Origin of the sequence: Streptomyces griseobrunneus (assembly GCF_046713465.1) — a bacterium.
GTDB classification, from domain to species: domain Bacteria; phylum Actinomycetota; class Actinomycetes; order Streptomycetales; family Streptomycetaceae; genus Streptomyces; species Streptomyces microflavus.
This window is the reverse complement of record NZ_CP177080.1, coordinates 5,789,654-5,816,260: the sequence shown is the minus strand read 5'-3', so window position 1 is coordinate 5,816,260 and position 26,607 is coordinate 5,789,654. Positions and strand designations below refer to the sequence as shown.

Genomic DNA, 26,607 nt, shown 5'->3' with positions numbered 1-26,607 from the left:
TCGCGCATGTCGACACCCACCCCGGAGACCGCCCTCGCCCGCCGGTGGCGCTGGCAGCTCAACATGGGCACCACCGAGGCGCCGGACTGGCAGACGGTCATGGGCGTCACCGACTTCAAGCCACCGTTCCCCGACCCCAACATCGAGGACTCCTCGGACTACGAGTCGGAGGGGTGGAACGGAAACACCAAGACCGCGCAGTCCTGGGAGCTGACCTGCACCCTGAACCGGAAGGTCAACGACCAGGTCAAGACATACCACCCGACCCACGAGAAGCTCAGGGTGGCCGCCTTCGAGTGGGGCTCCGGCTCAAAGGTCCACTCGCGCTGGTTCGACCGCGAGGGCTACCCCGAGGCATACGAGGGGACCGGCATCGTGAAGTGGGAGGAGTCCGGCGGCGAGCACACCGCGCTCGGCCAGGTGGAGATCACCATCACCGGCGACGGCAAGATCACCACGATCACGAACCCGGTCGCCTGATGGCCGGCGACTTCGAGGCGCTCGACGCCTTCCTCGACGACGTCCTGGAGCTCCCGGTCACGGGCAAGGACGGGGTCGAGCGGGTCTACCGGATCGAGGACCCGGCAGCCGAGGACGGCGTCAAGATCGAGAAGATCACGACCCTGGCCGCCCGGATGGTCGCGGGCGGGGCCCCGGTCGACTCCCCGGCCCTCGACGACCAGGAGGAGCTGGACCTCTACAAGATGTGCCTCGGCGACCAGTACGACGTCCTCCTGAAGGACCTGCGCTGGAGCCGCTTCAAGCACGTCGCGATCACCGTGATGATGTGGATCACCGTGGACCGTGAGACCGCCGCCCAGTACTGGTCGACCGGGGCCCAGCCGGGAAAACCGAATCGCGCGGCACGGCGGAAGTCGGTCGCGCGCGGCTCCTCGGCAAAGGGTGCGGCGACTACGACCCGGAAACCGGCCTCTACGAGTGGTACGAAGGCGGCGTCCCGGCCCAGAAAGCCCAAAAAGGCGGCGGACCAGAGCTGACCTGGGCGGGCCTGCTAGAGCAATGGGCCCTGATCGAGGCCGACTTCCAGCAGACGTACGGGATCGACCTCGACACCCCCGGCCTCATGCAGGCGCGCACCTGGCGCTGGCTCAAGGCGCGCATCTACGGGCTCCTCTCTGCGGAGACCCGGATCAACCGGCACTTCGCGCCTCCTGAGCGCAGCACCTAAGGGGGCGCACCGTGGCGTTGACCGTCGGCGAGCTGGTCGGCTTCATCCGGCTCGACGACGGAGAGGTGCGCCCTGCCCTCCGACGGGCGGAGGGCGAGCTCAACGCTTCCGGGCAGCGGATGGCCGACGACGCCGAGCAGGCCGGGCAGCAGGCGGGCCAGGCCCTCGGCGACGGCTTCACCCGCGCCGCCGACGGCTCGATCCGGGACGCACGCGGACGGTTCGTCGCGGCCGCCCGCCGATCCGGGGACGCCGCCGGTGACGCTCTCGGCGACGCCCTGGCCGACGGCGCCCGCGACGGCGCCGACGATGCCGTCCAGGCTGCCGAAGGGGGCCTCACCCGGCTCCAGACCATCGCGGCTGGCGCGGGTGTTGCGGCGGGTGCAGCGCTCATGGTCGGGCTCACCGACTACCTGGAGCAGTCCCAGATCCTGGGGACGCTGGAGGGGCGGATCGGCGGAGCTCCGGCCGTCGCCCAGAAGTACGGCAAAGCGGCTGGCAGGTTGTTCGCCAGCGCGATGGTTGAGGACTTCCAGACCGCGGCCGACACCATGGCCGCGATCAGCCAGAACGGGCTGATCCCGACCGGCGCGACCGAGAAGCAGCTCGACGCGCTCGGCATCCGCATCGCGACCACCGGGCGGATCCTCGGCGAGGAGGTCGCCCACGTCTCCACGACCGTCGGGAAGATGGTCAAAACCGGTATGGCGAGGGACGCCGGAGAGGCGATGGACATCCTCGTCAAGGCCCAGCAGAAGGGCCTGAATGCGTCAGAGGACCTCCTCGACACATTCGACGAGTATTCAACTCAGTTCCGTAAGGTCGGAATTGATGGCCCTATGGCAATGGGCTTGGTCTCTCAGGCTCTTGCCGGGGGCGCACGCGACACTGATGTTGCGGCTGACGCAGTCAAGGAATTCTCGCTCCTTTCGATCGACGGCAGCAAGGGTGCCGCCGAAGCGTACAAGGCGCTCGGGCTCGACGCCGACACGATGATCAAGACTCTCGCCGGTGGTGGCCCCGAGGCCACCAAGGCGATGGACACGATCTTCGACAAGATTCGTGGGCTCGACGACCCGGTCAAGAAGAACACCGTCGCCATCGGGCTCTTCGGTACCAAATTCGAGGACCTCGGCGGCGCATTCGACACCATGGACCCGTCGAAAGCCGCCGCAAAATTCGGCACGTTCTCCGGCGCGGTCGACAAGGCTGGAGACTCCATCCAGAAATCCGCCGGTGTGCGTGTCGAAGCATTCAAGCGAAGCCTTACCCAAGGGCTCGTGATGGTTATCGGCACCAAGGTAATTCCGGCGCTGGCGAAGTTCGGCCAGTGGGCGCAGCGCAATTCCGGAACGCTGCGAGTCGTCGCTAGCGTGGTGGCTGGAGTCCTCGTTCCGGCCCTGATCTTGATGGGGATCTCCGCCACCGTTGCCGCCACTCGCGCCGTCGCAGCGTGGGTGATGGTTCAGATGGCGGCGCTGCGGTCGGCTGGAGCCCATGTGCTCGCTGCCACCCGGACCGCGGCCGCCTGGGTTCTGATGCGTGGCCGCGCACTGATGTCCGCGGCCGGGGTGGTGGCTGGGTGGGTGATGACCGGCCTGGCTGCGCTGCGGTCGGCTGGTACGCAGGTCCTCGCCGCTGGTCGTGTGGTGGGGGCGTGGCTCCTCATGGGCATGCGCTCTCTGGCGTCGGCTGCTCTGGTCGTCGCCGGGTGGGTGATGGCCGGGGCCGGTGCCACGGCGTCGGCGGCGCGGCACGTGCTCGCGGGGGCGCGCGTAGTCGGGGCCTGGTTGCTGATGGGCGTGCAGTCGCTGCTTCAGGGCGCGCGGATGGCGGCGGCGTGGTTCATCGCGATGGGCCCGGTGGGCTGGGTGATCGCCGCGATCGTCGGGCTCGGCATCCTGATCTGGAAGAACTGGGACAAGATCGTCAAGTGGACGACCCAGGCGTGGGGTTGGATCTGGAACAAGATCAAGTCCGTCGGTGGCGCCATCGTGGCCTTCTTCGTCAAGTGGTCGCTCGTCGGGATCTTCCTGCGGCACTGGGACGCCATCAAGACCGGTGTCGTCACCAAGGGCGGCCAGCTCCTCTCCTGGGTGGCAGGCCTCCCGGGGCGCATCAACTCCAGCATCGGCAGCCTCGGTTCGTTGCTGCTGGAGAAGGGCCGCAACGTAGTCCAGGGCCTGTGGAGCGGCATCCAGTCGATGGGCGGCTGGATCAAGTCTCAGATCATGGGTTGGGCCCGCAACGTCATCCCGGGGCCGATCGCGAAGGCCTTGGGGATTGCCAGTCCGTCGAAGGTGACGAAGGCACAGGGGCGTTGGATCGCCCGCGGTCTGGTCGACGGGCTCACTGGGTCCGCGAAGCAGGTACGGGCGGCGGCCGCGAAGCTCGCGGACATCGTCACGGACAGCCTCCGCCCGGGGAAGGCCCGGTCGAAGGCGCTCGGGAAGATCAGCTCCGGCAGCAAGAAGCTGGTGAAGCTGGCCAACCGCGAGCTGGTGGTCGCGGCGCGGCTGAAGACCGCGCAGAAGAAGCTGGCCGACCAGATCAAGGCGCGTGACGCCCTCTCCGCCGATGTGCGAAAGGGGATCCTCGACGCCGGGAACATCACGGCGGACGACGGGCCGACCAGCGCCGACCAGATCATCCAGACCCTCGGTGCCCGGGTCACCCAGGCGCAGAACTTCGCCGCTGCCCTCGCCGCGCTCCGCAAGAAGGGGCTGCGCAGTGACCTGATTGCCCAGATCGCGAGCGCGGGCGTCGAGCAGGGCGCTTCGGCGGCCGCCGCTCTGGCCGGGGCGTCGAAGGCACAGGTCAACCAGGTCAACGCGGCTCAGGCCCAGTTGGTCAAGGCCGCTGGAGCTGCTGGGGCGACTGCGGGTGATGCCCTGTACGGCAGCGGCATCCGCGCGGCCCAGGGCCTCGTCAAGGGGCTCCAGAGCGAGCAGAAGAACATCGAGCGCCAGATGCTCACGATCGCCAAGGGCATGCAGAAGGCGATCAGGAAGGCGCTCGGCATCAAGAGCCCGTCGCGGGTGATGGCGCTCATCGGGCGCTTCATCCCGCAGGGTCTGGCGGCAGGCATCGATGGCGACCGCGGCCTGGTCGACCGCAGCATGGCCGGCCTCGTCGACCCGAACGCCGTGCTGACACCCCCGGGCGCAGGCGCATACGGCGGCGGGGGCAGTGGGACCGCAGCGCTGGGCGGGGCCACGGTGGTCATCGAGATCCGCTCCGACGGTGGGCGCCGGGCCGATTGGCTCGTCGAGGAGCTCCGATCCTCGATCCAGGCCAAGACCGGTGGCGATGTCCAGCTCGCTCTTGGCGGAAGGAGGAAGTGATGGCCTTCCCTGAGGATCCGCTGGGCCTGCGTGCGGAGCTCCGGATCAACGGGTCCTGGGTGAACGTGACCGGCCACGGGTACACCCGAGATCCGATCCGAACCGTCGCGGGGATGAGCGCACAGGGCACGGGGGTGGACCCTTCGACCCTGTCGCTCACCCTCAACAACAAGGACGGCCGCTACTCGCGGCGAAACGCGATGAGCCCGTACTACGGGCAGCTCGGCAGGACGACACCGGCGAGGGTTGGTGTGTCCGGAGGTCAGGCGCACCTCTCACTCAACGGCGCCCCTGGCACGCGGGCTAGCGCCTCCAACTCCGGCATTCCCAGCGGCACCACAGACCTCGACATCCGTATCGAGCTGACACCCGAAACCTGGGCTCCGGCCAAGGCAGTCGAGCTCATCGGGCGGTGGGGGCTAGCCCCCACCCGTAGTTGGGTTCTGATCATGCAGGGCGGGACCGGGCGACTCCAGCTCACATGGAGCACCGATGGCAGCACCACGCTTGGGGTCGTCTCCCCGCCGCCGGACCTGCTTCCCGGTGAGCGCGCAGCCGTACGGATCACCATGGACGTGAACAACGGAGCCAGCGGGCGGACTTTCACCTGGTATAAGGCGCCTACGCTCGCCGGCCCCTGGACTCAGCTCGGCACCCCGACCGTCCAGGTTGGCACCACCTCGACCTTCGCATCGTCGGCTCCGCTCGGGATTGGGGACCAACCAGGCGGTTCTTGGACCGGGATGCCGGACCGGGTGCATGCCGCGGAGGTCAGGTCCGGCATCGACGGGACCGTGGCTGCGAAGGTCGACTGGACGACGGCAACTGCGGGCGCGACATCGCACACGGACACCACGGGCCGCGTGTGGACGCTGGAAGGTGATGCGGAGATCAGCACCCGAGTGCCGATCTTCATGGGGGAGGTGGCGTCCTTGCCGTCGCGGTGGGCCCCGTCCGGCGAGGATGCGTGGGTTCCCATTGAGGGCGCTGGGATCCTCCGAAGGATGGAACAGGGCCGGAAGGCGCTCAGCTCAACGCTACGGCGCCGCATCCCTACTGGCGCCCCGGTGGCGTACTGGCCGATGGAGGAAGGAGACACAGCCACCCAGGCGTACAGCCCTGTCCCCGGTTGCCTCCCGCTCACCGGTCCCGGCCTGGACTGGGCCTCCGCCGACACTCTCCCGGGCTCCGCCGCGCTACCCACAATCACGTCGGGGGCCACGCTCAAGGCGTCGGTGCCCGCGTACCCCGCCAGCACATCCTGGCAGTTGGAGTTCGTCTACTTCCGGGCCACGGAGCCCACGCTCCTGATGCCCATCATGGAGCTGACGACGGGCCTGTCCTCATGGCCCCGTCTGCGCCTGAGCATCGGCCCGTCGGGCGCCATCCAGGTGCTCGGCGTCAGCGCGGACGGGGAGTCCACGTCCATTCTGGTACCGGGTGGCTCGGGGTCGGTGGCTGGCCAGTGGAACAGGTTGAGGCTCAGCGTCAGCCAGGACGGCACGTTGGTCCGGCTGGCTTTCCTGCTGATCCCGATCGGCGGGGCCGGCGAGCTGTGGTCTGGTAGTTACACGGGCACGGTGGGTCCGCTGCGGAGCCTGAGCGGGCTGTACACCTCCACCTTGGAGGGCACAGCGATCGGGCACATCACAGTCTTCTCCCGTACGGGCGTGGGCGTGATGGACTTCGCCGACCACGGGTACAACCGTGAGTCTGCGGGTGCCCGCGCGCTACGGATCGCGGCCGAGGAGGGCGTCCAGCTCTCCGTCCTGGGCGACGCGGCGGACACTGCCCTGATGGGTCCGCAGCGTCCGCAGACCCTCGTGGAGCTGCTGCACGAGTGCGCGGCGGCCGACAGCGGGATCCTGATGGAAATGCCGGGCGCTCTGGGCCTGGTCTACCGAACGCGGACCTCGCTCTACAACCAGTCCCCGACGCTGACCCTTCCGTACGGGTCGATCGCGCCGTCGTTGGAGCCGGTCGAGGACGACCAAGCTCTCCGCAACGACGTCACGGCCAGTCGGCGGGGCGGCGGGTCCGGGCGGGCGGTCGTCGAGACCGGTCCGCTCTCGGTCCTGCCATCGGAGCAGGGCGGCGTGGGCATCTACGACGAGTCCGTCGAGCTGAACCTCGCGGACGACTCGCAGGCGCAACCGATGGCTTCGTGGCTCGCCCACCTGGGCACCGTGGATGAGGCCCGGTACCCGAGCATCAAGATCAATCTTCACAAGCACCCCGAGCTGATCTCGGCTGTACTCCAGCTCCGGATCGGTGATCTTGTCCGGCTGACGAGTCTGCCGCTGTGGGTTGGGGAGTCGACGACAGATCTGCACGTGATGCAGATCCAGCACGAGCCCCGCCCTCGCGCCTGGACCGTCACCCTGGTCTGCACTCCGGCCAGTCCCTACCGGGTCGGCGTCGTGGGTGACACCGTGCGGGGGCGCGTCGATACGAGCGGCTCGGAGCTGGCTGCCGACGCGACGGCTTCCTCGACGACGCTAACTGTCGCGGTGACGGCTGGGCGCCCCTGGATCACGAGCGCGGCATTCCCTTCTGAGTTCCCCTTCGACGTCCAGCTCGGCGGCGAGGTCGTCACCGTCACGGCGATCAGTGGTGCCAGCTCACCGCAGACGTTCACGGTGACCCGAGCCGTCAACGGCGTCTCCAAACCGCACCTGGCGGCCAGCGACCTGCGCTTGGCCCAGCCCACCATCGTCGCCCTGTAGGAGGTACCCGTGGCCGTTCCCGCGACGCTCTGGCAACCAGGCATGCGCGTGACGGACAGTCGGCTCAACGCGAAGGACTACCAGGCCGGTCAGGTACTGATCAGCTTCACGAGCCAGACGAGCTTCACCCAGGCAGTCTCCTTTCCGGAGGCTTTTCCCGTCGCTCCGATCATGAACTGCGAGATCGCATCCGGCGCAGGCGTCACCGGCCGCTTCGAGGCCCGGCCGATCAACGTCACCACGACCGGCTTCTCCCTGTTCATCCTGCTGACCGACACAGCCGAGGGCGCGGACACCTGGGTCAATCAGCCGGTCCACTGGACCGCCCGCATGCCCACCTGATCCCGCTGCTCACCCGCCGAGCCCCGTGCCGATTCGGCCGGGGCTTTCGTCATGCCCTGGAGGCACCCATGGACACCACCGGCCGTCACCCGAGCACCGCCCAAGCGGTCCGCGGCTTCGCCTACGACCACCTGCCCGCCGACCTCCAGGAGGTGAGCAAGCCGTTCCACGACCTCGCGGAGAACTTGCTCGACCGGCTCCCTGACGACCCGGAGCTGAGCGCTGCTCTGCGGAAGCTCCGAGAGGCGAAGGACTGCGCGGTCCTCCTGGCCGCGATCGTCCGGGCCGACGAGGGGAGCGGCTGATGTCGACGCCGCTGTCCGCCGACCGGCTGCTCAAGGTCCTCCGCGACGAAGGTCTTCATGTCGTCGAGCACCGGAGCTGGCGTACGAACAACCGCAATCACAAGGGGCCCTGGGGTCCGACTCACGGCGTCATGATCCATCACACGGTGAGCGCTGGGACCGCGTCCTCGGTGGAGCTCTGCTACAACGGCCACTCCGCCCTCCCCGGCCCGCTCTGCCACGGGGTCATCGACAAGGCCGGCACCGTCCACCTCGTCGCCAACGGGCGGGCCAACCACGCGGGCCTGGGCGACGACAACGTCCTGAACGCTGTCGTGATGGAGACCCCCCTGCCGTCGGACAACGAGGCGAACACCGACGGCAACCGCTATTTCTACGGTTTCGAGGCCGTGAACCTGGGCGACGGCAAGGACCCGTGGCCGGCCGAGCAGCTGCTGGCGATCGAGCGGGCTGCCGCGGCCGTCTGCCGGGCGCACGACTGGGGTCCGCGATCGGTGATCGGCCACCTGGAGTGGCAGCCGGGCAAGGTCGATCCGCGCGGCTTCACCATGAACTCGATGCGCACCAGGATCGGGGCACGGTTGGAGGGTGCACCGGACGGGCCCGCCGAGCCCGAGAAGCCCGAGAACCCGAAGCCGCCCGCCAAGCCCCCGGCCGTAAAGCCGACACCGACGCCGAAGCCGAGGTTCGAGCCGTTCCCCGGGTCGTCCTTCTTCGCGATGGGCCGCAGCAGCCCGGTTGTCACGGCGATGGGCAAGCGCCTCGTCGCCGAGGGCTGTGGCCGATACAACGTCGGCCCCGGCCCGGCCTGGTCCACGGCGGACCGCAACTCGTACGCCGCCTGGCAGCGGAAGCTCGGCTACACGGGCACCGACGCGGACGGCATCCCCGGCAAATCCAGCTGGGACCGGCTCAAGGTCCCCAACGTCTGAGGAGCCCTCGTGTCCGTAGACCTGATCGTCGACCCGTCGCTCACCCACCGCATGCAGGAACCAAATGCCTGGGCCGTGATCGCCGAGTGGCTCACCGCCCGGGCAAAGCCCCTTGTCCCGGAGACGTTCCGGGGCTCGAACTGGCAGAAGGACTGATCAACATGGCACGTTCCACGGACCCGATCGAGAAGAAGGTCAAGGCCAGCTCCGCCTTCGCCTACCTGACCAGCCTGGCGGGCCTGGCGGTCCTCGGCGCGGTGACGGACGACCCGTCGCTCATCGGCTCGATGCCGGACGCGCTGGAACCGTTCGTGCTCGCCCTGGTGCCGGCCGCCGCGGCGGCGGTCGCCGGGTGGGCGGCACCGCACACCCCGCGTACGGACGCTTGATGCGCGCCGCGCTGGCCTGGTGCTGGGCGCGGCTGGACTGGCGCGGCCTCACCCTCCTCACCACCGGCCTCGCCTGGATCACCTACGGGGCGAGCCTGACCGTGCAACCCCGGTACGGCACAGTGCGGGGCATCAGCGTGCTGCTCGGCTGGGCGCCGATGCCGGTCTGGGGCTGGGGCTGGATCGGCTGTGGCGTGATCGCGGCCGTCTACGCGGTGGCCCGCCCTGGGCGGGATCTGCCCGGTGTCGCGGCGAGCATGGCCCCGCCGCTGCTCTGGTCGCTGGCGTACGCGCTCGGTGGCGCGTCCGGCGCGTCCGGCGCGTCCGGCACCGCGTGGGGGGCGGTGATGCCCTGGGGGACGCACGCCGTGCTCATCGCGATCGTCGCCTACCTGACCCGACCCCGCCTGATCGTTCCGAGGGTGGTGAGACATGGAGCCGAGTAGCTGGCTGGGCCTCTTGGCCGTGCTGATCACCACGCTGGGCACGGTCTGGGGGACATGGCTCGGGCGGACCCGCACGACGGTCCAGGAGATCCCGGCCGAGGGCATGCCCCCGGCGCCCGCGCAGCCCGAGGGCACGTGGACTGTCAGCCCAGAGATGTACAGATGGTTCCAGGACCAGATGGTGTCCATGCACGCCCGCATCAGAACGCTGGAGGATGCGGAGGCGGAGGCGCGGACCCGAGCGGATCGTACGGACCGGCTGCTCGGCCTGGCGCTCGACCACATCAGTCAGCAGGACGCCCGTCTGACCGCCGCTGGTATGCCGCTCGTCCCGATGTGCCCCGAGCTGGTCGCTGCCCGCGATGCCCGATGAAACGCCCCCGCCCCGGCTTCGGCCGGCGGCGGGGGCGGTTTCGTGCGTCCAAGGTCAGGCGCCGGAGGCCGGGTGGCGGACCAGCTTCTTCACCGCGCTCTCGACCTTGTACCGGGAGAGCCCGGGGGTAGCGGTCGCGTGCTCGGTGATGGCTTGCTGTACGGCGGCAGCGGTCGGCACGGTCAGTGCGCCAGCCTGTTGCTCGGCCCAGGCCGCGCGCTCCAGCTCGATCAGGAACTCGGGAATGTCAATGTCAGCCACGGCCGGAATCGTACGGCCCCACGATCGAGACCCTGATGTGCGCCTGGACGGTGGCGTGTTTCTTGATCGTCGGGCTACGGTCGGTCACATCCCGGCTACCCGGCCGGGCCCACGATCGGGAGGGGATGCACATGGCCCGCACACTGCGAATGCTCGGCACCAACTCGAAGACCGGCGAGTGCCCGACCTTGTACGAGGACGTCGACTCGGGCGAGATCCTCGTCCAGGGGTACACCGTCACCGACCCCGAGGTCCTCGCGCAGATGGCCAACCCGCTGAAGGGCGAGTCGCTGGTCGTCGTCGACCGCGCGCTCCTCGTGAACTTCGCCCCCAAGGAGTGACGTTGCCGGACGTCGTACCCGCCACCCGGATACTCGACTTCTTCCGGGACGGATTCGAGCACACCGCGTGGCGGCTGGAGACCCAACGGGAGTACGCCGCCGACCAAGGGACGGAGGAGTACCAGCAGTTCCTCCAAGGCGCCATGCCGCCTCTCGACGACGGTGGCCCCTGGTTCACCAACGCCCGCGCGCAGACGGCGGACGGGCGGCGTATCGAGCGCGTTCGCCTGGTCGATGAGCCTCCGACGGACAACCAGCGGTACCTGCTGGCCACGACACCCGCCAACCTGGCGGCCGGGGAGGACATCCGCTACCTGCACCGGTCGGCGGCCGCCGCCCTCAGCCTCTCGGACGAAGGTGACTTCTGGCTGTTCGACTCCCGGGTCCTGGCCCGCTTCAACTGGGATGATGCGGACCGACGCATGGAGCTGACGACTGACCCGGAGCAGGTTCTTCGGGCGTGCCAGGTCCGCGACGCGGCATGGCATTACGCGGTCAGGTACGAGGACTTCATCGGCCGGGTACCGTCCCCCATGTGAGCACCGATTTTCAGCGAGCCCGGGTCCTCCTTGGTGCGCGGCTCCGTGAGCTGCGCACCGAGGCCGGGCTGACTGTCCGCGACTTCGCCGCTCGCTGCGGGTGGGCCCCGTCAAAGGTCTCGAAGCTGGAGAACGGCAAGCAGACCGCGAGCACAGCGGACCTGGAAGCATGGGCGGCTGCGGCCGGGCAGCCGGAGTGCGCGCCGGAGCTGCACGGCCGCCTCGCTGGGCTGGAGTCGACGTACCGGTCCTGGCGCCGCCAGCTCGCGGGCGGGCACCGCGCCGTACAGGACGCGCTCGGAGCCCAGCACGAGAGGACCAGCGTGTTCCGCGGATTCAGCGCAGCCGTCATCCCCGGCGTCTTCCAGACCCCCGAGTACGCGCGCAGCGTCCTCTCCCGGTACGCCGAACTGCACGGCGTGACCCGCGACATCGAGGCGGCAGTCGTCTCTCGGATGCGCCGGCAGGAGGGGCTGTACCGGGTCGGCCGCCGGTATCGGGTGCTCGTCGCGGAGGCGGCTCTGCACGCGCGGATCTGCTCGCGCGCTGTTCTCGCCGACCAGCTGGACCGGCTGATGTCCGTGAACGGGCTGAGCACGGTGGAACTGGGCGTCATCCCCCTCACCGCCGACGTACGGATCGGCATCGGTGACGACTTCTGGATCCACGATGACCGGCTCGTCATCGCGGAGACCTGGCACACGGAGATGTGGCTCGACTCGGCCGACGACATCGCCTTGTACGCGAAGGTCTGGGACGGCTTGGCCGAGGGTGCGGTGACGGGGCGGGCCGCTCATGGCGTCATCGCCCGCGCGCGGACCACGATCGGCTTCTGAGAAACTCGGAGCAACGGCGGAGTCCTCCGGAGAAACAGCGAGAAACACGGCGGCATCCGAGAAACATCGCTCCCTACGGTCTGAGGACTACCCCCGACGACCAGGGAGCGACCGTGGCTGTACGCCAGTTACCTCCGGTCCGCGAGATGTCCGAGCGGCAGCAGCGAGGTTGGTGCTGTGTCTGGTGCCGGGAGCGCCTGGGCGTCGACCTGGGCACCGACCTGGGCGAGCAGCGCGTCTCCCCGCCCGACGGTGCCGCGTACAGCTGGTTCCCCCGCGAGTGTGCGGACGCAGCCGCGTGCGCTGATCGCGCCGCCCGGTGACGCTCATGGACACCCGGCCTGCCGCTCGGCCGGGGGCGGGGTACCGGTCGCCGGAGTGTCGCGTTGCCGCCGACTGGCCGGAGGCCCACCGGATGTGCGCTGGCAACCAGGACATCACCGTGGGCACCGCCGTCGTCGAGCGCCTGCGCTGCGCTTGCACCTGCCATACCTGAGCTCCCTGCCCGGCCGCTCACCCCTGGCAGGACAGCGGCCGGGCCGGGTCATCACCCCATCCACCGGACGGAGGCTCCACCATGCGTACCACCACAGCCCGCCCGCCAACATCCCTCGGGCGGCGCCGATGACCGCCACCATGTCGCCGACCGCAGTTATCACCTGTGAGGCCTGCTGGGTGAACCCGGTGCAGGGCGTGCGCGCCACGGACACAGGCACGGACCTGCTGTGCCGCCCGTGCGCGGGCGGCGGCTACCCGCGTCGCGTCGACCTGTTCCCGCCGCTCGGCATCTACGGGCTGACGGTCCGCCGGATCGAGGCGGGCCGGCATGGGAGCGGGTCGCCGCAGACTCCTCCGAGTCCGGGGCCGGCGCTGCCTCATCCGCCGCCGACGCCGTCTCCTCCGGGCACGCCGCCGGTGTGACGTGGTGGGCCCCGGTTTTGTGCGGCCGGGGCCTACTCGACGAGCTCGGACAGCGGGACGTCGATGGCGTCGGCGATGCGGATGAGCGAGTCGATGAGCGGCGCGATGTGGCCCTGCTCGATGTTCACGTAGTTCGCCCGGTCCATGCCGATGCTCTCGGCTACGTGCTGCTGCGTCAGTCCGGCGGTCCGGCGGGCGGCGCGGATGCGGTCCCCGATGGCGCGGCGGCGGGCGATGACCCAGTCGGGCGGCGGTACGGAGCGTGGCACTCCACCACCGTGGTTTGATCAAGATCGAAAGTATGTAGGACGAAACCCACACTTCCCTCTGCGCCGTGAGCGCGGAATCCTAGGCAGCCACACCCGGTCCGGTGTGGCCACGATGCGGCCAGCTGGTGTTCGCGTGTCCACCAGATTGCGCCGTATGGCGTCATGACTCGGTCAAGACGCCCCGCCCCGCACCCATCCAGGTGCGGGGCGGTCTACGTTGGACAGCAGAAGGCCCCCGCCGATTCTCACGGCGGGGGCCTCGCTCCTGTGGGCCGGGCCTCCCCGCCCAGTCACCACAGATTTCCGGACGGCGCGTGTCAGGCGCATGTGGGGGAGACACGCCTGCCCCGTCCGTGTTCTGCACTCTACGTGCCGGGGGCACGGAGTCCATCCCTCGAACGGGTGACGATTTCTGCAAGATCACTGGGGGAAGTGGACTCTTAGTGGATTTTGGCCACGAGAAGACCCCCCAACCGATCATGGTTGGGGGGTCAAAAACAGGCTCTCACCTGCTACTTACCCTTGGTGGGCGCGGACGGTTTCGAACCGCCGACATCTGCTTTGTAAGAGCAGCGCTCTACCCCTGAGCTACGCACCCGTGGATGAGGCAACAGCGTACATGGACCGGGCCCCCGGCTCCTAAACCGATACGAGGCCCGAGCTGCGGGGGCTGGGCGCGGGTGGGTGGGTGGGGGGGGATAACCCCACCCCCGAGACGGTAGCCGTCCGGATGCCCCCACAGGGGCCTCGGTACATACGGTTTGCAGTACACCGGCAGCGACGACCGGTGGCACCGTCCGGCTGTACTTCCTGGGGGACCGATCACCGTGGACATCGTTACCAGCGCACCGACCCGCAAGCGCAGCGCGGTCCCCGGACGCGTATTCGCCGGAGGGGGCGGGGCCGCGCTGCTCGCGCTGGCTCTCACCGGGTGCGGGGGCGCCGACGTCGAGGACGCGCCCGTGGAGCGCAAGACCTTCGTGTTGGAGGGGAAGACGCTCACCATCGACGCCGAGGACTCGACCGTGACCCTCGTGCCGGCCGATGTGGAGGAGGTCGAGGTGGAGCGGCAGGTCGACGGGTGGGTCGTGCTGGGCAGCGGGCCCGATCCTGTCTGGACGATGAAGAACGACACCCTGACGCTCCGGGTGAAGTGCGACGCCATGATCAACAACTGTGGGGCGCGCCACGAGGTGAAGGTGCCCCGCGGGGTGACCGTGGTGGCCGACGCGGACAACGGCGAGGTCACCGCGGTCGGGTTCGACACCCCGCTGCGGCTCTCCGCCGACAACGGCGACATCGTCGTACGGGATTCCGGCGGGCCGCTCGACCTCAAGAGCGACAACGGGTCGGTCGTCGCCGAGCGGATAGGCACCAAGTCCGTGCTCGCCCGCGCGGACAACGGGGAGATCCGGCTGGGGTTCAGCGGCGTGCCCGATCTGGTGGACACGGTGAGCGACAACGGGAGCATCGTCATCGATCTGCCGAAGGGCGGACAGAAGTACGCCGTGAACGCGAGCGCCGACAACGGCGAGGTGCGCATCGGGGTGCCGCGCAGCGACAGCAGCGCCCATGTGGTGAAGGCTCACAGCGACAACGGGGAAGTGAAGGTTCGAACCGCGAACTAACCGACCCGTGTGTTCGTCCTTACCTGGTGGGAGAATGTACCGGCAGGGGCGGAACAGCACGGGAGAGGGATGTGACGGCGACACACACGCGGCCAGAGGCAGGAGCGGGTGGGAGTTCCGCCGTCGGGAGCGTTTCCGGTGCCCGGGGCGGGAGCCGCGAGCGGCGAGCGCCCGGAAGGCAGGCGGGCCCGGCAGGCCAGGGGCTCCGGGATGTTCTGGCCCTCGCGCTGCTGCCCGTGCCCCTTCTCGTCGCCGCTCTGCCCGCCGCCTTCGCCGGGGGCGGTACGCGGCGGTGGTTCGGCGGGCGTGGGGAGAGCCAGCGTGCCGAGGCCCAGGCGGCCAGGGACGCGGCCGCCGAGGCCTTCTACGAGCTGGACACCGCCCAGCGTGATCTCAAGATCTCCATCGAGACGATCAACGCCGTGGACAACTCCTCCCGGGGCCGCAAGGCGGCGGAGGACTTCGCCGCGCTGGGGCGGCGGATCGACGACGTCAGCCACGCCTACATCACCGCCGTCGACGCCCACGACCTGGACCGGGACGATCTGGAGCCCTCCGTGGCCTCCAGCGCCCGCACCGAGCTGACCCGGGCCAAGGACGATCTCGTACGGGTCAAGGGCGAGCTGGACCGGTTCGGGCAGGGGCTCGGGGCGCTGCTGGGCAGTGCGGAGACCCAGCTCGCACGGCTCGCCCCCGCCGTGGAGCGGGCCCGGCAGGCGCTGCTCGGAGCGAGCAACGCGCTCGACGCGGTACGGGCGGCGGGGCTGCGCGCCGATGAGCTCGCCGCCCGGCTCGCCGCCCTCGCCCCGGAGCTGACCAAGCTGAACCAGGGCGCCGGAAAGCACGGGGTCGCCGAGACGCTTCAGCGGGCCGATGTGGTCCTGCGCGATGCGGAGGCCCTGCGGGCCGAGGCGGAGCGGCTGCCGGATCGGGCCGCCGAGATCGACCGGCGTCTGGTGTCGCTGCGGACCCGCGCCCAGGCCCTGACGACGCGGGCGGGCTCGGTGGAGCCGGTCCTCAGCGAGCTGCGGCGGCGTTTCTCGGCCGCCTGCTGGCAGGACCTCCAGCAGGTGCCGGAGCAGGCCGCCGTCAACGTGCGCCAGGCCGAGGAGAAGCTCGCGGAGGCGGCGAAGGCCCGGGACGAGCAGCGCTGGGCGGATGCCACGTCCCGGCTGTCCACTGTCCGTGCCCTGCTCAACGCGACGGACGAGGCGGTCTCCGCCGCCGGGGACCGGCTGCAGCGGCTGGACGCCGTGGCGAAGGACCCGCAGCAGGAGATCGAGCGGACCCGGTTCGCCGTACGGGACGCGCAGCGCCTCGCCATGGCCGGCCGGCACACGCCCGATCCCCGGCACGCCCGGCCGCTGGACGACTCCGTGACCCGGCTGGACCGGGCCATCGCCGGTCTGGAGGGCCGTCACCCCGACTACTGGCACTTCCTGACCGAGACCGAGGCCGTGCGGCAGACCGCCGCCCGGGTCGTCTCCGACATCCGCGAGGAGCGCGGCGGCGGCGCCTGAGCCCTCGCCGTCCCGGGAGCCCGTAGCCGTGGGACCCCGATGGCTCTAGCCTGAGGCCATGCCTCGCTATGAATTCCGCTGCCGCACCTGCGGCGACACGTTCGAACTCAGCCGTCCCATGGCCCAGTCCTCGGACCCGGCCTCCTGCCCCGCGGGCCACGACGACACCGTGAAGCTGCTCTCCGCGGTGGCCGTGGGCGGCGCCGCCGCGTCAGCGCCCGCACCGTCCGGGGGCGGCGGCGGGGGCGGAGGTTGCTGCGGCGGCGGTTGCTGCGGCTGACCCCACCCGCGTAGCCGGCCGGACCCGGTGGCCCTGGCGCGCTACCGCTTGCGGGAGAGCGTCAGGCCGTCCGAGACCGTCAGCAGCACGCTGTCCATCCGGGTGTCGGCGCTCACATGCTCGTTGAACTCCTTGATCGCTGCCGCGGGCCCGGTCGCCGCCGGGTCCGTGACACCGCCGTGGAAGAGCACGTTGTCCACGGCAATGACACCGCCCTGCCGCATCCGGGGCACCAGCTCCTCCCAGTACGCGATGTAGCCGCCCTTGTCCGCGTCCAGGTAGGCGAAGTCGATGTGCGGCTCGGCGGGCATCGCGCGCAGGGTGTCCAGGGCCGGGGCGATGCGCAGGTCGATCCGGTCCGCGACGCCCGCCTTCTCCCAGGCCTCACGGCCGTACGCCGTCCACTCCTCCGAGATGTCGCAGGCGATCAGCGTGCCGTCGGCGGGCAGTGCCCGGGCCATCGCCAGGGCGCTGAACCCGGTGAACGTGCCGACCTCCACCACGTGCCGGGCACCCACCAGCCGGACGAGGAAGGCGAGCAGCGGGGCCTGCTCCTCGGCCGACTGCATGCCCGCGTGGTCGGGGAAGCGGGCGTACGTGGTCTCCACCAGCTCCCGCTGGACCGGGTCCAGCGGCGGGTTGTGGGCCAGCGTGTACGCGTACAGCTCGTCCGTGATCGTGGTCTCGTTGCCCTTGGTCATGCCCCCAGCCTTCCCCAACCCGCGCCCTCACGCAGCGGAAGCCGCCAGGAACCGGCGCAGGATCTCCTCCCCCGCCGCTCCGCCCCGCTCCTCCAGCGCCACGACGTGCGGGGCGCGCCAGTCGTTCTCGGCAAGTTCGCCGTGGCCGGGGCGCCAGCCGAGGTCGGCGGCGAGCAGCAGGTCCGCGTCGAGGAGGGAGTCCCCGGCGGCGAGGGTGCGGGTGGCGCCGGAGCGGCGGGCGACCTCGTTCATGGCGGCGCTCTTGGTGAGCGGCACGGGGACCGCGTAGATCTTGCGGCCCTGGAGGGAGACCGTCCACCCCCGCTCCTGCGCCCACACCGCGAGCTCCTTCACCCACTCCTCGGGCAGCAGCGAGCGCTCGACGACCAGGTACGCGAAGAGGTTCTCGGCCACCCGTTCCTTGAGGAGCCAGGCCGGGTCGGCGGTGGTGGCGAGATGGGCGCGGATCTCGGTGAGGGGGGCGCACTCGTCCGCGATGCGGGCCTCCACCTGGGCCTGCCAGTCACGGTCGGAGACCCCGTCGACCAGGATGTGCCCGCCGTTGGCGCAGATCGCGTACCGGGAGGCGGGGCCGGGGAGGTGGATGCGATGGTACTGCTCGCGGGTCCGGGTGGTGGTGGGCACGAAGACCGTGGAGCCGGCCACGTCGGTGAGAAGGGCGGCCGCCGTCTCCGTCATGTACGAGAGGGGCTTGTGGCCGTACACCTCGACGCAGAGGAGCCGGGGCGCCTCCGCGTCCGGCATCGACAGGTCGAGCGCGGCCGCCGAGTAGATGAGGGTGCGGTCGAGGTCGCTCGCCACCAACGTGGCGGAGCCGTTCACAGTAGTCATGCGCCCTGCACCGCCTTGCCGTCCGCGCCCGTCGCGCCCCGGGTGAACCGGGGGTGGATCAGACCGACACAGCTGTACGGGAGGTCGTCGACCTCCTCGACCGGTACGCCGCGCTGTCCGGCCAGCAGCCGGATGTGCTGGAGGTCCGCGCCCGCGCCGCGCTTCGCGAGGATCTTCCAGGGGACCCGGCGCAGCAGGACCCGGGTGGTCTCGCCGACGCCCGGCTTGACCAGGTTGACGTCGTGGATGCCGTACTCCTCGCTGATCCGCTCGACGGCCGCCCAGCCCTCCCAGGTCGGGGCCCGGTCGGCGGCGAGCAGTTCCTTGGTCTCGGCGTCGACCTGGCCCGCCACCTCGTCGAAGCGCGCGGTCACCGCGGTCAGGAAGTCGCCGGAGACGTCGGACTCCGCCAGCTCACGGTAGAATTTCGCGCCGTGGAAGTCGTCGGGGCCGACCAGGTCGGCGCGGAGCACCGTACGGGAAATGAGGCCGGAGACCGTCGAGTTGAGGCAGGCCGATGGGATGAGGAAGTCCTCGCGGGTGCCGTACGTGCGGACGCAGCCGCCCGGGTCGGCGAGCACCGCGATCTCCGGGTCGAAGCCGGCGGGCCCGCCCGACGCCTCGAACTCCGCCACCGCCGCCGCCAGTTCGCGGGTGATCGCGCCCTTCCCCGTCCAGCCGTCGACGAACACCACGTCGGCCGGGTCGTGGTGGGCGGCGAGCCAGCGCAGGGCGGTGGCGTCGATGCCCCGGCCCCGGACGATGGAGATGGCGTAGTGCGGCAGGTCCAGGCCGTGCCGGTGCCGGGCCCAGTGGCGCATCAGGACCCCGACGGGCGTCCCGGCGCGGGCGAGCGAGACGAGCACCGGGCGCGGGCCGCGTTCGGCGAGGACCGTCTCGGTGACGGTGCCCACCGCACGGGCGATGCGCGCGGCGGAGGCGCCCAGGGCGGCCGTGAAGAGGGCCTGGTACTCGGCGCTCGGCTGGTACTCGACGGGGAGCGACTCGGCGTAGTGCGCGCCGCCGCTCTGGATCGCCTCCTCGCGCTCCTCGGTGGGCGCTTCCAGCTCGGTGTCCGAGAGGTCCTGGAGCAGCCAGCCGACGTCCTCGGGCGCGTAACTGGAGAAGTCGGGGCCTCGGAGGGGCTCGGGCAGCACGGCGGGCTCCAGCTTGTGGTGAGGGGTGTACGAGGGGACGACCGCGAGGAGGACCTGGCCGGTGTGGGCCGCCAGGCGGGCCAGCAGGCCGTCGGGGGCGTGCAGTTCGGGGGTGTCGGCGGTGGAGTCGACGACGGCGACCACCGCGTCGAAGCCCGCTCCCGCCACGTTGTACGCGTACCGGTCGCCGGGGCCGTCCGCCGGGTCGTCGTGGGCCGGGAAGACGAGGCGGGTGCGTATCGCGTAGCCGGGGTCGTCGACGGCGAGGACGGGCGAGCGGGTGGTGGTGGAGTAGCGGACCTCGGTATCCGCCCCCAGCGCGGCTTCCAGGGCGGTGCCCAGGCGCAGCGGCGCGTACATCAGCTCCTCGAAGCCGAGTACGAGCACGCGGCGGGGGCCGCTGCCGGGGTCGTGGCGGGTGTCGTCGCCCAGCGCGGCGGCGATCCGCTCCGCCATGCCCGGGAGCGCCGCTTCGAGCGCCGCCCGGTGAGCCGGGGTGAAGCCGTGCCGGCCGCCGTCGGGGACGCCTTCGGGCCAGCCCAGGCCGACCCGGGTGACGGGGGCAGCACGCTCGATGGGCTCCCCGGCCGGTGCCGCCTGCTCCGCCTCCTGGGCCGCGACCAGGGCCTGGCCCCGTTCCAGTACGCCTTCGGGGAGCGTGACCGTGCCCGAGGAGCGGGTCACCAGGTCGACGCGGGCGCCGATCTCGGCGGCGAAGGCGGTCAGCCGGTCTCGGTCCCCCGCCGAGCGCATGTCGACCAGCGCGACGATGACGTACCGCTCGCGCGGGTGCGACTCGTGCAGCGCGCGGATGGTGTTGAGCACGGTGTTGCCGGTGGAGAACTCGTCGTCGACCAGCACCAGCACGGAGGCCTCGGCGCCTCCCGCCAGCAGCTCGGGATCCTCCGGCAGCAGCAGGTGCGAGGTGGCGTGCGAGTGGGCCTCCTCGAAGCCGCCCGCCTGCGCGACCCCCGCGACGGGCCGCCGGGTGGAGTGGAGGTACGGGGCGTCGCGCAGGCCGTCCGTGACGGCGTGGCCGAGGCCGGTGGCCGTCTCCGCGTAGCCGAGGACGACCGCGCGGCGGGTCCGGTCCTCGCCGAGGAGCGCCCGTACGCGCTCGCCCAGCTCGTACCCCGCCCCGTACACGACGGACGGGTGCTGGGGCACATGCTTGCCCAGCACGTTGGAGACGAGCAGGTGGGCCCGCTTGGGGTTACGCCGCAGGGCCAGGCCCAGCAGCTCCGGGAGCTCCCCGTCGCCCTCCAGGGCCACTCCCAGCCGCTCGGCCACCCAGTCGCCCGACCACACCACGTCCACGGCCCCTTCTCTCCTCGCGCGCTCGCTCATCGATACGCGCTCACTTCGCCCGCTCATCGACGCGCGCTCACTTCGTCAGGCCGGCGGCCAGCAGATCCACGAAGCCGACGTCCTCACTCGCCACACCGAAGACCTCGGCCCGCCGGAGCGTGCGCTCGGCCCAGGCCCGGTGGGGCTTCACTTCGTTCATCTTGTTCGTATACGCCGAGCGCAGCACCCCGCCGCCCTCGCGTTCGGGCCGCAGGATGTCCTGCGCGTCGGTGAACTCCTCGTGGCTGACCACGGACAGTGCGTGGACGGGTGCCACGTGCGACGGGTGGATGCAGGTCTTGCCGAGCAGGCCGTTGGCCCGGTCCAGCTCGATCTCCCGCAGCAGGCCGTCCAGGTCGTGCTCGATCAGTGCTGTACGCAGCTCCTCGGCGCTGCCCTCCAGGAAGGGGCTGCGGCGCAGCTGGGGCTTGAACATGCGCTCCTGGCGGCGGAAGTACTCCCAGACCGGGCCGGTGATCGTGAAGCCGGTGCCGTCGGCCCGGCCCAGCACGTTGACCACGTCGGCGATGACGGAGCCGACGATCTGGACGTCGTACGCCGTCATGTCGGGCGCGCGGCGCAGTCCGTAGGCCGAGCAGAAGTCGGTGACGCCGAGCCGCAGGGCGAGGACCCGGTCCCGGTACTTGTCGACGGAGCGCGCGATTCCCTGGAGGACTTCGCCGCGTGTCTCCAGGTGGAGCAGCTCGGGCGATTCCAGGACGGGCATGGCGAAGAGCCGCTGTCCGCAGGAGGCCTCGGCTTCCGCCAGGGCCTCCAGGAAGAGGGCTCCACGCTCTTCGGTGAATTTGGGAAGTACAAAACCGGACAATGTCCGGACGGAGGTACCCAGCCGGTTCACCAGGTCGGTGATCTGGCCCGGTTCGCGCACCCGGACGAAGAGCAGCGGCAGCTCGGCTCCCGCCGCGTTCCGTTCCGCGAGCTCCGCGAACTGCCTGACCAGGTTGGCCTCGGCGTCGACCACCTCGGCGTCGTCGATCGAGTCCTCCAGGCACAGCACCATGGAGACGACGCCGCGCCCGGCCTGCTTCAGCACATCGTCGGCCAGTGTGGGGCGGGTGGCCGGGGAGTAGAGCGTGGCGCCCAGGGCGACGGAGAGCAGGCTCGCGGGCGAGGACGCGCTGAACTCGCACGGCTCCCGGAAGAACAGGCCCTCTCGGGCAGCGGGCGATATATACCCGAAGTGACGCATGAGTTTCCCCCGAACTGCCTGACCGGCCGGACAACGTATGGCCGGTAATAGTACGTACGGACGCATGTCAACAGTTCCCCATGTACATGAATTTCCGGTTACCCACCCTTCACCCGGTCTCTCCTCGCGGTACCGTTCGGTCCTCCTTCTTCCCCCTCTCCGGCCCGGCAGCAGGGGAACAGGGCAGGTCTTTGCCGCCCCCCGCGTTGTCCGCACGTGCTGCCGGCAGGCAGGATGACGCCCATGACGCACACGATGCTGAAGGGCTCGAACGTCCCGGTCGACGCCGTGGCCGTACGGGCCGTGCTGCGCTGGACCCCTGGGACGGATGTTCCCGATGTGGACGCCTCCGCCCTGCTGCTCGGCGCCCTGGGCCGTGTGCGGTCGGACGAGGACTTCGTCTTCTACAACCAGCCTCGCCACCCCTCCGGGCTGGTCCGGCGACTGCCGAAGCGCAGCGTCGCCGAGGGGCTCACGGACACGATCGAGGCGGATCTCGGCGCGCTCGACGCGTCGGTGGACCAGGTGGTCATCGCCGCCTCGTCCGACGGCGACGCCTTCCAGCAGGTCCCGGACCTGCGGATACTTCTCTTCGATGCCGCGCTCGCCGACGGGGAGCCGCTGGCGGTCTTCGATGTGCGGCCGGAGACCGGGGAGGAGACCGCGATCATCTGCGGGGAGCTCTACCGGCGCGGTGAGGGGTGGAAGTTCCGGGCGGTCGGCCAGGGCTATCCGACCGGGCTGATCGGGCTGGCCACCGCCTTCGGGATCTCGGTCGACGATTCGGAGACCGGGGGCGGGCCGGAGGGGCCGGCCGCGGCCGGTCAGGCACCTGCCGCCCTCACGCAGGCCGCCGCCGAGCCCGTGGCCCCCACGCACGCGGCTTCCGCGCCGGGGCCCGACTCCCAGGCCACGGTGCTGCACCCGCAGCCCGCCTACGGCTATCCGCCGCCCGTCGCACCCCCCGCCGTGCCCCCGGTGCCCGCGCCGCAGCCCGCCGCGAGCTCCCAGCCGGCGTACGGCTACCCGCAGGGGGCCGGTGCGCCGCCCGCGTACGGCTATCCGCAGCCGGCGGCGGCCGCCGCCCACGCACCCGACCCGCATTTCGTCCTGCCTCCGCAAGGTCCGCAGTTCATCCGGTCCTGAGGCCGGTCCTGAGACCGGCCCAGGGGCAGTACGGCTCAGCTCATGGAGCGGCGGTACGGGCACGGGGCGGTCAGGTCCGTGACTTGTAGCCCCGCCCCCACTGCATGCCGTAGCCGTAGAGCCGGTCCAGCTCCGACTGGAATCCGTAGACGAACTTCACCTCGCGCCGCACGATCAGCTCGTCCTTGATGTTCTCCACGGTGAACACCGCGCAGGAACGGGCCTGCGGCGCGCGCTCGTCCAGTTCGATCTCGATCCGGGGGCCGTTGCCCGGGTAGAGCGTGATCTTGGCGTGCGTGCGGTCGAACGCGGGCGTCCGGTCGTAGATGTAGACGAAGAACAGCAGCCGCTTGAACTGGTCGCGCTGGTCGAGGTTGACGTAGACCGTCTCCCCGGAGGGGGCGCCGAAGCGGTCGTCCCCGCTGAGCCGGATGTAGGGCGGGCTGTTCAGATCGCCGATGAGGTTGCCGAGCGGCTGTACGACCCCCTTGGTGCCGTCCATCAGCTCGTACATGCAGCCGAGGTCCAGGTCGACGTTGACGACGCCCTGGGTGTGGGCCTGGACCACCTCGGGCTGGAAGAGCTTGAGGGGGCGCCGAAGCCGGCCGCTCTGGCGCGAGCGGCCCTCGATGTCAGAGGTGCGCATCCGCCAGGACAGGTTGACGCGGAGGTTGCCCGAGAGGGCGCCCTGTTTGCTGAGCGAGACCGTGGCATTGCGTTTCGAGAGCACGATGGCGCTCGATGTGCCGTTGCCCGAGTCGAACTGTGCCGCGCGCGTCGGCCACAGGCCGTCGAAGAATCCCATCCCAACCCCCACCTGTCGGCCTGTCGGCCTGTCGCCTGCTGTCGCGGGCCCCGCACACCGCTGCGGGGCGGCCAACCGGGCCGGATCCGGGAGATCCCGGAGAGCCGTCGCCGTGTGGCCGCCCCGCAGAGAGCGTTCCTCAATCCCTACCGGGTCACACCCCGGAGTGGACTTCGGCCTTGGGACCCGCGCTTCCTCCGGCGCCCCCGTCGCCTCCGCCCGCCGCGGCGATGGCCCTGTTGCGGCGGAGCGAGGACCAGAAGGATAGGCCGATGAGGACGACGCCGATCAGGCCGGTGATGATCTCGTTGATCTCGTACCGGATGGTGACCAGCAGGATGACGGAGAGCGCGCCGATCGCGTAGTGGGCGCCGTGCTCCAGGTAGACGTAGTCGTCCAGCGTGCCCTGGCGGACCAGGTAGACGGTGAGCGAACGGACGTACATGGCGCCGATACCGAGGCCCAGGGCCATCAGCACGATCTCGTTGGTGATGGCGAAGGCGCCGATGACGCCGTCGAAGGAGAAGGAGGCGTCCAGGACTTCCAGGTAGAGGAAGAGGAAGAACGCGGCCTTTCCGGCGAGGGCGACCCCGGTGACGGGCTTGCCCTTCTTCTTGGCCTCTTCCTCGGCCTCGTGCTCGCGCTCCTCCTCCTCTTCGAGCTTGCCCTCGAAGAATCCGGAGAGCCCGCCGACGACGAGGTAGGTGATCAGACCCGCGATACCCGAGAGCATGACGGTCGACGCCTTGTCCACGTGCCCGCCACCGTGCTGGTGGGCCTGGGTCGCGAAGGTCATGGCGGTGATCATCAGCACGATCAGCGCGACGCAGACCGACAGCATGTCGACCTTGCCGAGCTTGGCGAGCGGGCGCTCGATCCAGCGGAGCCACTGGATGTCACGGTCCTCGAAGATGAAGTCGAGGAAGATCATCAACAGGAACATGCCACCGAAGGCGGCGATCGACGGATGGGCGTCCGTGACCAGTTCCTTGTACCTCTCGGGGTCGTTGAAGGAAAGGTCGATGGCCTCGATGGGCCCGAGCTGGGCGCTCACGGCCACGATCACGACGGGGAAGACCAGCCGCATACCGAAGACGGCGATCAGGATGCCGATGGTAAGGAAGATTTTCTGCCAGAAGGCATTCATCTTCTTCAGGATTCCGGCGTTGATCACCGCGTTGTCGAAGGACAGCGAGATCTCCAGGATCGTCAGAATCGCGACGATGCCGAAGGCCTGCCACCCCCCGTAGAAGAAGGCTGCGACCAGGCCGAGCGCGGTGACCGCGAACGACCAGCCGAAGGTTTTCAGAACCACTGGCTACCCCATCGTGTTTATGTAAGGGTCTCCCCCGGTGTGTACGGGGCTCCCCCGCGCCGTGCGCGGCGTTACGAAACGTTGACGCCGAAGTCTAGAGCGATGCCCCGCAGGCCCGACGCGTACCCCTGACCGACTGCACGGAATTTCCACTCGCCCTGGTAGCGGTAGAGCTCACCGAAGATCATCGCGGTCTCCGTGGAGGCGTCCTCGCTGAGGTCGTAGCGCGCCAGCTCCTGGCCGTCGGCCTGGTTCACCACGCGGATGAAGGCGTTGCTGACCTGCCCGAACGCCTGGCCCCGGTTGTCCGCGTCATGGATGGAGACCGGAAAGACGATCTTGTCGCAGTGGGCGGGGACCTGGTCGAGCCGGACGATGACCGACTCGTCGTCGCCGTCGCCCTCACCGGTCAGATTGTCACCGGTGTGCTCGACGGAGCCGTCGGGGCTGGTGAGGTTGTTGTAGAAGACGAACCACTCGTCACCGAGCACCCGGCCCGACTGGCACAGCAGTGCGCTGGCGTCGAGGTCGAAATCTGCTCCGGTGGTGGAGCGTGCGTCCCAGCCGAGCCCGACCAGCACCTGGGTGAGGTTGGGTGCGACCTTGGAGAGGGAGACATTGCCTCCCTTGGCGAGCGTGACGCCCATGTGTGTCCTCCCCTAGTCGTGGAAACGCTGCCGGGCCTCCTCGACGCCTGAGATCGGGTGTCGAAGGCCTCCCTGAGCGCGTCCGGCGCCGCACAGGATGCGGCGCCGGACGGGGTGGTACGTGAGCGCTGCGCGCTCGGTGGTGCCGGGGTCCTCCGCCCGGGAGCGGGGGACCGGAGGAGTGACGTCCTCAGACGTTGACGCCGAAGTCCTGCGCGATGCCGCGCAGGCCCGAGGCGTAGCCCTGGCCGATGGCACGGAACTTCCACTCGGCACCGTTGCGGTAGAGCTCGCCGAAGACCATCGCGGTCTCCGTCGAGGCGTCCTCGCTCAGGTCGTAGCGGGCGAGCTCGGTGTTGTCGGCCTGGTTGACCACGCGGATGTACGCGTTGCGGACCTGGCCGAAGCTCTGCTGGCGGCTCTCGGCCTCGTAGATCGAGACCGGGAAGACGATCTTGTCGACGTCGGCCGGGACACCGGCGAGGTTCACCTTGATGACCTCGTCGTCGCCCTCGCCCTCACCGGTGAGGTTGTCACCGGTGTGCTCGACGGAGCCGTCGGGGCTCTTCAGGTTGTTGAAGAAGACGAAATTGCCGTCCGCCGCGACCTTGCCCTCGGCGTTCGCCAGCAGCGCGCTGGCGTCGAGGTCGAAGTCACCGCCGGTGGTGGTGCGGGCGTCCCAGCCCAGACCGACGATGACCGCGGTCAGGTTGGGCGCGGCCTTGGTCAGCGAGACGTTGCCGCCCTTGCTGAGGCTGACTCCCACGAGTCCTCCAGTAGTTTTCT

The 26,607-nt window shown here is 70.1% G+C and carries 30 protein-coding genes and 1 tRNA gene; 20 read left to right on the top strand and 11 right to left on the bottom strand.

Going from position 1 to position 26,607, the window contains the following annotated elements:
- The first annotated feature begins 6 nt into the window (after positions 1-6).
- From ACK8N7_RS26350 to ACK8N7_RS26300, 11 genes are all read left to right on the top strand, one after another.
- The gene (locus ACK8N7_RS26350; protein ID WP_500444300.1) at positions 7-480 is read left to right on the top strand and encodes a phage tail tube protein; all 474 of its coding nucleotides are present in this window, start codon (positions 7-9) and stop codon (positions 478-480) included.
- Positions 480-998 carry a DUF7426 family protein gene (locus ACK8N7_RS26345; RefSeq protein ID WP_500444299.1) on the top strand — a complete coding sequence of 173 codons (519 nt, stop codon included), beginning with the start codon at positions 480-482 and terminating at the stop codon, positions 996-998. The genes ACK8N7_RS26350 and ACK8N7_RS26345 overlap by 1 nt, the downstream gene beginning before the upstream one ends.
- Before the next feature lie 202 nt (positions 999-1,200).
- On the top strand, positions 1,201-4,533 hold the full coding sequence (locus tag ACK8N7_RS26340) for a phage tail tape measure protein (protein ID WP_500444298.1): 3,333 nt from the start codon (positions 1,201-1,203) through the stop codon (positions 4,531-4,533).
- Entirely contained in the window at positions 4,533-7,259 is a 2,727-nt protein-coding gene (locus ACK8N7_RS26335; protein ID WP_500444297.1) for a hypothetical protein, read from the top strand. Before ACK8N7_RS26340 ends, ACK8N7_RS26335 begins: the two co-directional genes overlap by 1 nt.
- Positions 7,260-7,268: 9 nt before the next feature.
- Positions 7,269-7,601 carry a hypothetical protein gene (locus ACK8N7_RS26330; RefSeq protein ID WP_500444296.1) on the top strand — a complete coding sequence of 111 codons (333 nt, stop codon included), beginning with the start codon at positions 7,269-7,271 and terminating at the stop codon, positions 7,599-7,601.
- A 68-nt stretch (positions 7,602-7,669) separates the two neighbouring features.
- Complete coding sequence (locus tag ACK8N7_RS26325; protein ID WP_500444295.1) at positions 7,670-7,906, top strand: hypothetical protein; 237 nt, start codon at positions 7,670-7,672, stop codon at positions 7,904-7,906.
- The gene (locus tag ACK8N7_RS26320; RefSeq protein WP_500444294.1) at positions 7,906-8,838 is read left to right on the top strand and encodes a peptidoglycan-binding protein; all 933 of its coding nucleotides are present in this window, start codon (positions 7,906-7,908) and stop codon (positions 8,836-8,838) included. Before ACK8N7_RS26325 ends, ACK8N7_RS26320 begins: the two co-directional genes overlap by 1 nt.
- A gap of 9 nt (positions 8,839-8,847) precedes the next feature.
- Positions 8,848-8,994 carry a hypothetical protein gene (locus ACK8N7_RS26315; protein ID WP_500444293.1) on the top strand — a complete coding sequence of 49 codons (147 nt, stop codon included), beginning with the start codon at positions 8,848-8,850 and terminating at the stop codon, positions 8,992-8,994.
- 5 nt (positions 8,995-8,999) lie between these two features.
- A complete protein-coding gene (locus ACK8N7_RS26310) occupies positions 9,000-9,227 on the top strand; it encodes a holin (RefSeq protein WP_500444292.1) in 228 nt (75 codons plus the stop codon).
- On the top strand, positions 9,227-9,673 hold the full coding sequence (locus ACK8N7_RS26305; RefSeq protein WP_500444291.1) for a hypothetical protein: 447 nt from the start codon (positions 9,227-9,229) through the stop codon (positions 9,671-9,673). The genes ACK8N7_RS26310 and ACK8N7_RS26305 overlap by 1 nt, the downstream gene beginning before the upstream one ends.
- Complete coding sequence (locus ACK8N7_RS26300) at positions 9,660-10,046, top strand: hypothetical protein (protein ID WP_500444290.1); 387 nt, start codon at positions 9,660-9,662, stop codon at positions 10,044-10,046. Before ACK8N7_RS26305 ends, ACK8N7_RS26300 begins: the two co-directional genes overlap by 14 nt.
- A gap of 54 nt (positions 10,047-10,100) precedes the next feature.
- On the opposite strand, the gene ACK8N7_RS26295 is transcribed toward ACK8N7_RS26300, so the two are convergent.
- Positions 10,101-10,307: a hypothetical protein gene (locus ACK8N7_RS26295; protein WP_500444289.1), complete on the bottom strand. Its 207-nt coding sequence runs from the start codon at positions 10,305-10,307 to the stop codon at positions 10,101-10,103.
- Positions 10,308-10,438: 131 nt separating this feature from the next.
- Between ACK8N7_RS26295 and ACK8N7_RS26290 the strand changes: the two genes are divergently transcribed.
- From ACK8N7_RS26290 to ACK8N7_RS26270, 5 genes are all read left to right on the top strand, one after another.
- Positions 10,439-10,648, top strand: coding sequence for a hypothetical protein (locus tag ACK8N7_RS26290; protein ID WP_500444288.1), 210 nt, complete (start codon positions 10,439-10,441; stop codon positions 10,646-10,648).
- 2 nt (positions 10,649-10,650) lie between these two features.
- Entirely contained in the window at positions 10,651-11,187 is a 537-nt protein-coding gene (locus ACK8N7_RS26285; protein WP_500444287.1) for a DUF6879 family protein, read from the top strand.
- A complete protein-coding gene (locus ACK8N7_RS26280) occupies positions 11,184-12,023 on the top strand; it encodes a helix-turn-helix domain-containing protein (protein WP_500444286.1) in 840 nt (279 codons plus the stop codon). The genes ACK8N7_RS26285 and ACK8N7_RS26280 overlap by 4 nt, the downstream gene beginning before the upstream one ends.
- A gap of 113 nt (positions 12,024-12,136) precedes the next feature.
- Positions 12,137-12,346 carry a hypothetical protein gene (locus ACK8N7_RS26275; RefSeq protein WP_500444285.1) on the top strand — a complete coding sequence of 70 codons (210 nt, stop codon included), beginning with the start codon at positions 12,137-12,139 and terminating at the stop codon, positions 12,344-12,346.
- A 301-nt stretch (positions 12,347-12,647) separates the two neighbouring features.
- A complete protein-coding gene (locus ACK8N7_RS26270; RefSeq protein WP_500444284.1) occupies positions 12,648-12,944 on the top strand; it encodes a hypothetical protein in 297 nt (98 codons plus the stop codon).
- A gap of 32 nt (positions 12,945-12,976) precedes the next feature.
- Here the strand turns inward: ACK8N7_RS26270 and ACK8N7_RS26265 are convergent, their stop codons facing one another.
- Positions 12,977-13,213, bottom strand: a complete 237-nt coding sequence (locus ACK8N7_RS26265) for a helix-turn-helix domain-containing protein (protein WP_500444283.1) — start codon at positions 13,211-13,213, stop codon at positions 12,977-12,979.
- Between the two features lie 523 nt (positions 13,214-13,736).
- Positions 13,737-13,811: transfer RNA gene (locus tag ACK8N7_RS26260), tRNA-Val, on the bottom strand.
- Positions 13,812-14,040: 229 nt separating this feature from the next.
- On the opposite strand from ACK8N7_RS26260, the gene ACK8N7_RS26255 reads away from it, so the two are divergent.
- From ACK8N7_RS26255 to ACK8N7_RS26245, 3 genes are all read left to right on the top strand, one after another.
- Positions 14,041-14,841 (top strand): DUF4097 family beta strand repeat-containing protein, encoded by an 801-nt coding sequence (locus ACK8N7_RS26255; RefSeq protein WP_500444282.1) that lies wholly within the window; start codon positions 14,041-14,043, stop codon positions 14,839-14,841.
- A 71-nt stretch (positions 14,842-14,912) separates the two neighbouring features.
- Positions 14,913-16,361: a hypothetical protein gene (locus ACK8N7_RS26250; RefSeq protein WP_500444281.1), complete on the top strand. Its 1,449-nt coding sequence runs from the start codon at positions 14,913-14,915 to the stop codon at positions 16,359-16,361.
- Positions 16,362-16,419: 58 nt separating this feature from the next.
- Positions 16,420-16,641 carry an FmdB family zinc ribbon protein gene (locus tag ACK8N7_RS26245; protein WP_026241426.1) on the top strand — a complete coding sequence of 74 codons (222 nt, stop codon included), beginning with the start codon at positions 16,420-16,422 and terminating at the stop codon, positions 16,639-16,641.
- A gap of 41 nt (positions 16,642-16,682) precedes the next feature.
- Here ACK8N7_RS26245 and ACK8N7_RS26240 read toward each other — a convergent pair whose 3' ends face one another.
- The 4 genes from ACK8N7_RS26240 to ACK8N7_RS26225 are packed head-to-tail and all read right to left on the bottom strand — an operon-like array spanning position 16,683 to position 21,908.
- Positions 16,683-17,342 (bottom strand): O-methyltransferase, encoded by a 660-nt coding sequence (locus ACK8N7_RS26240; protein WP_500444280.1) that lies wholly within the window; start codon positions 17,340-17,342, stop codon positions 16,683-16,685.
- A 27-nt stretch (positions 17,343-17,369) separates the two neighbouring features.
- On the bottom strand, positions 17,370-18,194 hold the full coding sequence (locus ACK8N7_RS26235; RefSeq protein ID WP_500444279.1) for an HAD family hydrolase: 825 nt from the start codon (positions 18,192-18,194) through the stop codon (positions 17,370-17,372).
- A complete protein-coding gene (locus tag ACK8N7_RS26230) occupies positions 18,191-20,698 on the bottom strand; it encodes a phosphoribosyltransferase (RefSeq protein WP_500444278.1) in 2,508 nt (835 codons plus the stop codon). Before ACK8N7_RS26230 ends, ACK8N7_RS26235 begins: the two co-directional genes overlap by 4 nt.
- A gap of 37 nt (positions 20,699-20,735) precedes the next feature.
- Positions 20,736-21,908 (bottom strand): HpcH/HpaI aldolase/citrate lyase family protein, encoded by a 1,173-nt coding sequence (locus ACK8N7_RS26225; protein ID WP_403208465.1) that lies wholly within the window; start codon positions 21,906-21,908, stop codon positions 20,736-20,738.
- 234 nt (positions 21,909-22,142) lie between these two features.
- On the opposite strand from ACK8N7_RS26225, the gene ACK8N7_RS26220 reads away from it, so the two are divergent.
- Positions 22,143-23,054 (top strand): TerD family protein, encoded by a 912-nt coding sequence (locus ACK8N7_RS26220; protein WP_500444277.1) that lies wholly within the window; start codon positions 22,143-22,145, stop codon positions 23,052-23,054.
- A 70-nt stretch (positions 23,055-23,124) separates the two neighbouring features.
- Here the strand turns inward: ACK8N7_RS26220 and ACK8N7_RS26215 are convergent, their stop codons facing one another.
- The 4 genes from ACK8N7_RS26215 to ACK8N7_RS26200 form a co-directional block, all read right to left on the bottom strand.
- Complete coding sequence (locus tag ACK8N7_RS26215; protein WP_403208461.1) at positions 23,125-23,859, bottom strand: TerD family protein; 735 nt, start codon at positions 23,857-23,859, stop codon at positions 23,125-23,127.
- Between the two features lie 154 nt (positions 23,860-24,013).
- Positions 24,014-25,174: a DUF475 domain-containing protein gene (locus ACK8N7_RS26210; protein WP_031122318.1), complete on the bottom strand. Its 1,161-nt coding sequence runs from the start codon at positions 25,172-25,174 to the stop codon at positions 24,014-24,016.
- Between the two features lie 71 nt (positions 25,175-25,245).
- On the bottom strand, positions 25,246-25,821 hold the full coding sequence (locus ACK8N7_RS26205) for a TerD family protein (protein WP_015608280.1): 576 nt from the start codon (positions 25,819-25,821) through the stop codon (positions 25,246-25,248).
- A gap of 190 nt (positions 25,822-26,011) precedes the next feature.
- Entirely contained in the window at positions 26,012-26,587 is a 576-nt protein-coding gene (locus ACK8N7_RS26200; protein ID WP_003969402.1) for a TerD family protein, read from the bottom strand.
- Between the last annotated feature and the right edge of the window lie 20 nt (positions 26,588-26,607).

Bases quoted from the DNA above. Each gene is read 5' to 3' on its own strand.
- ACK8N7_RS26350 (WP_500444300.1), top strand. From the start codon at position 7: ATGTCGACACCCACCCCGGAGACCGCCCTCGCCCGCCGGTGGCGCTGG.
- ACK8N7_RS26335 (WP_500444297.1), top strand. From the start codon at position 4,533: ATGGCCTTCCCTGAGGATCCGCTGGGCCTGCGTGCGGAGCTCCGGATC.
- ACK8N7_RS26230 (WP_500444278.1), bottom strand. From the start codon at position 20,698: ATGAGCGAGCGCGCGAGGAGAGAAGGGGCCGTGGACGTGGTGTGGTCG.
- ACK8N7_RS26220 (WP_500444277.1), top strand. From the start codon at position 22,143: ATGACGCCCATGACGCACACGATGCTGAAGGGCTCGAACGTCCCGGTC.
- ACK8N7_RS26310 (WP_500444292.1), top strand. From the start codon at position 9,000: ATGGCACGTTCCACGGACCCGATCGAGAAGAAGGTCAAGGCCAGCTCC.
- ACK8N7_RS26225 (WP_403208465.1), bottom strand. From the start codon at position 21,908: ATGCGTCACTTCGGGTATATATCGCCCGCTGCCCGAGAGGGCCTGTTC.
- ACK8N7_RS26235 (WP_500444279.1), bottom strand. From the start codon at position 18,194: ATGACTACTGTGAACGGCTCCGCCACGTTGGTGGCGAGCGACCTCGAC.
- ACK8N7_RS26270 (WP_500444284.1), top strand. From the start codon at position 12,648: ATGACCGCCACCATGTCGCCGACCGCAGTTATCACCTGTGAGGCCTGC.
- ACK8N7_RS26240 (WP_500444280.1), bottom strand. From the start codon at position 17,342: ATGACCAAGGGCAACGAGACCACGATCACGGACGAGCTGTACGCGTAC.
- ACK8N7_RS26290 (WP_500444288.1), top strand. From the start codon at position 10,439: ATGGCCCGCACACTGCGAATGCTCGGCACCAACTCGAAGACCGGCGAG.
- ACK8N7_RS26215 (WP_403208461.1), bottom strand. From the start codon at position 23,859: ATGGGATTCTTCGACGGCCTGTGGCCGACGCGCGCGGCACAGTTCGAC.
- ACK8N7_RS26325 (WP_500444295.1), top strand. From the start codon at position 7,670: ATGGACACCACCGGCCGTCACCCGAGCACCGCCCAAGCGGTCCGCGGC.
- ACK8N7_RS26205 (WP_015608280.1), bottom strand. From the start codon at position 25,821: ATGGGCGTCACGCTCGCCAAGGGAGGCAATGTCTCCCTCTCCAAGGTC.
- ACK8N7_RS26320 (WP_500444294.1), top strand. From the start codon at position 7,906: ATGTCGACGCCGCTGTCCGCCGACCGGCTGCTCAAGGTCCTCCGCGAC.
- ACK8N7_RS26305 (WP_500444291.1), top strand. From the start codon at position 9,227: ATGCGCGCCGCGCTGGCCTGGTGCTGGGCGCGGCTGGACTGGCGCGGC.
- ACK8N7_RS26300 (WP_500444290.1), top strand. From the start codon at position 9,660: ATGGAGCCGAGTAGCTGGCTGGGCCTCTTGGCCGTGCTGATCACCACG.
- ACK8N7_RS26345 (WP_500444299.1), top strand. From the start codon at position 480: ATGGCCGGCGACTTCGAGGCGCTCGACGCCTTCCTCGACGACGTCCTG.
- ACK8N7_RS26245 (WP_026241426.1), top strand. From the start codon at position 16,420: ATGCCTCGCTATGAATTCCGCTGCCGCACCTGCGGCGACACGTTCGAA.